Genomic DNA, 2,978 nt, shown 5'->3' with positions numbered 1-2,978 from the left:
GGTTGAGACGGCCGTGGCCGCCGCGGCGGCGGTCGCGCCAGCGTTCGCGGCGCTGCCGGCCCACGTCCGCGCCGGCGCGCTCGCCGCCGTGTCGAAGGAGATCGCCCGTCGGGGCGACGAACTGGCCCGTCTCATCACCGCGGAGAGCGGTAAGCCGCTGACCTGGTCGCGTGCCGAGGTGGCCCGGGCGAGCTCCACCTTCCGCTGGGGGGCGGAGGAGGCCCGGCGCTTCGCCGGGGAGCTGACCAGGCTGGACACCGATCCCACCGGGGAGGGACGGCTCGCGCTCACCCGGCGTTTCCCCCGCGGGCCCGTGCTGGGCATCACCCCCTTCAACTTCCCGCTCAACCTGGTCGCCCACAAGGTGGCGCCGGCGCTGGCGGTCGGCGCGCCGATCATCGTGAAGCCGGCCCCGCGCACGCCGCTGTCGGCGCTGTTCCTCGGCGACCTGCTCGCCGACGCCGGCTTGCCCGAGGGGTCGTGGTCGGTCCTCCCGATCCCCAACGACCGCCTCGGCCCGCTTATCGCAGACCCTCGGCTGCCTGTGGTGTCCTTCACCGGTTCCGGCCCGGTGGGCTGGTCCATCCGCGACGCGGTCCCCCGCAAGCACGTGGTCCTCGAACTCGGCGGGAACGCGGCGGTGCTGGTCGCCGCCGACTACGCGGCTCCCGCCGACCTGGCCCGGGCCGCCGGCCGCATCGCCCTGTTCGCCAACTACCAGGCCGGCCAGTCGTGCATCGCCGTGCAGCGGGTCTACGCAGACCGCACGATCATCGACGAGCTGCTCGCCGAGATCGTCGCCGCCGTGCGGGCGCTGCACGACGGGGATCCGGCCGACCCGGCCACCGACGTGGGGCCGCTGATCGACGTCGCGGCGGCGGAACGGGTCGAAGCGTGGATCATCGAGGCCGTCGAGGCGGGGGCGACACTCGTCTGCGGCGGGACGCGCCACGGCACGAGTCTCAGCCCGGCCGTACTGACCGACGTTCCGCTCACCGCCAAGGTGGTAGGCGAGGAGGTCTTCGGCCCAGTGATCGTCGTGGCGGCGGTCGACGGCGTCAACGAGGGCTTCGCCCGGATCAACGACAGCGCCTACGGCCTGCAGGCCGGGGTGTTCACCCACGACCTGGCCACCGCGTTCCGCGCCCACCGGGAGCTCCAGGTCGGGGGGGTCGTCATCGGCGACGTCCCGTCGTACCGGGCCGACCAGATGCCCTACGGTGGGACGAAGGGTTCCGGCATCGGGCGGGAGGGGGTCCGCTCGGCCATGACCGACCTCACCGAGGAGCGGGTGCTGGTCCTGACCGATCTGGACCTGTAGGCCTCACCGCCCGCCTGCCGCCCGCCGCCACCGCCTGCCGCCCACATCATCGCCGCGCGGCGAAAAGCTGCCACTATGAAGCATTATGGAGCGGGTGGCCATCGACCTGCACACCCATTCGACCGCCTCGGACGGCCTGGAGTCACCGGAGAACCTCGTCCGGCTCGCGGCCGGGCAGGGCCTGTCGGTCCTCGCGCTCACCGACCACGACACCATCGCGGGCATCGGCCGCGCGGCCGCGGCCCTGCCGGCCGGGCTGACCCTGGTGCCGGGCGCCGAGATCTCCTGCCAGGTCGAGGTAGCAGGTGCCTGGGTATCCCTGCACGTGCTGGCCTACCTGTTCAACCCGGCCGAGCCGGCGTTCGCGGCGGCCCGGGCCCAGGTGCGAGAACATCGCGCCACCCGGGCCCGTCGGATGGTCGACCGGCTCACCGCGGACGGGCATCCGGTGCGCTGGGAACGGGTCTTGGAGCTGGCGGCCGGCACGGTGGGCCGGCCCCACATCGCCGCGGTCATGGTCGAGACCGGGCTGATCCCCGAGGTGGCGGCCGCGTTCAGCAACCGGTGGATCGGCGCGGGCGGACCGTACTGGGTGGGCAAGGAGCAGCCGGACGTCTGGGAGGCGCTTCGCCTCATCCACGGCGCCGGCGGGGTGAGCGTGTTCGCGCACCCGTTCGCGAGCAGGCGCGGCGTCACGGTCGGTCCCGAGGTGATCGAGGCGATGGCGAAGGCGGGCCTGACCGGCCTCGAGGTCGATCACCCCGATCACCTACCCGTCGAGCGGCGCCGGCTACGTGGCCTCGCTGCCGAGCTCTCGCTGGTGGCGACCGGTTCCAGTGACTTCCACGGCGCCAGCAAGCCTCAGGGGCTCGGGGCCGAGACCACCTCCCGGGAGGCCTACGAGGCGTTGGTCTCCGCCGCGCGGGGGGCGGTCCCGATCACCGCGTCCGGATGACCGGCCGGGGTACCGGCCGGGGTGCGGTGCCGGCAGGCCGTGGCGCCGGCAGGCCGTGGCCGCTCAGGCGTCCGCGCCGCACCCCCGGCCGTTGCCACCCGGCCTCGGCGGGCTCAGCCGGCCCAGCAGCTCGGCGAGCAGGTCCTGCTCGGTTCGGCTGAAGTGGGAGAGCACGTGCCGGGCGACCCCCTTGAGGTGGGTGCCCGAGGCCGCCCGCAACCGGTCGAGCCCCTGCGGGGTGAGGGTGGCGAGCGTGCCGCGGGCATCCGATGGGCAGGACCGCCGGGCGACCAGTCCCTCCCGTTCCAGCCGGTCGACCAACCGGGTGAGACCGCTGCGGGAGAGCAGCACCGCCTGGGCGAGTTCGCTCATCCGCAACTCGCCGTTCGGGGCCTCGGCGAGCTGGACCAGCACGTCGTACGAGGCCAGGGGAAGCCGGTGAGCCGCCTCGAGCTCAGCCTCGAGGACCCGGGTCACGTGGGCATGGGAGTGCAGCAGCTCACGCCAGGCCCGCATCCCATGTTCGTCGACCCAGTCCTCGCCGGTCTCGGAGCTGGCGCCGAACATCTCTTCGACTGCCATCGCGTCCTCCCGCCCCCGCACGATCAGCCTACGTCGCGGCCCGCCCGCAAAACCGTCCCAAGCAGCCGCCTCCGTCACCGGGACACATACCAGGCACAGACCAGGCATATACCGTGGATC

Annotated in this window: 3 protein-coding genes; 2 read left to right on the top strand and 1 reads right to left on the bottom strand. The window is 73.5% G+C overall.

Features of this window, described 5'->3' with window-relative positions; genetic code table 11:
• On the top strand, nucleotides 1-1,321 hold a 1,321-nt coding region (locus tag AC08OU_RS24110; RefSeq protein ID WP_476605897.1), incomplete at its 5' end, for an aldehyde dehydrogenase family protein.
• Nucleotides 1,322-1,406: 85 nt separating this feature from the next.
• Nucleotides 1,407-2,276, top strand: a complete 870-nt coding sequence (locus tag AC08OU_RS24105; protein ID WP_476601582.1) for a PHP domain-containing protein — start codon at nucleotides 1,407-1,409, stop codon at nucleotides 2,274-2,276.
• Between the two features lie 63 nt (nucleotides 2,277-2,339).
• Here AC08OU_RS24105 and AC08OU_RS24100 read toward each other — a convergent pair whose 3' ends face one another.
• Nucleotides 2,340-2,858: a MarR family winged helix-turn-helix transcriptional regulator gene (locus AC08OU_RS24100; RefSeq protein ID WP_462188854.1), complete on the bottom strand. Its 519-nt coding sequence runs from the start codon at nucleotides 2,856-2,858 to the stop codon at nucleotides 2,340-2,342.
• Nucleotides 2,859-2,978 lie beyond the last annotated feature (120 nt).

It is taken from the genome of Frankia sp. CcMO1 (assembly GCF_977945845.1).
Note: the sequence above shows the minus strand (reverse complement) of the source record. Positions and strands in the feature narration are given on the sequence as shown.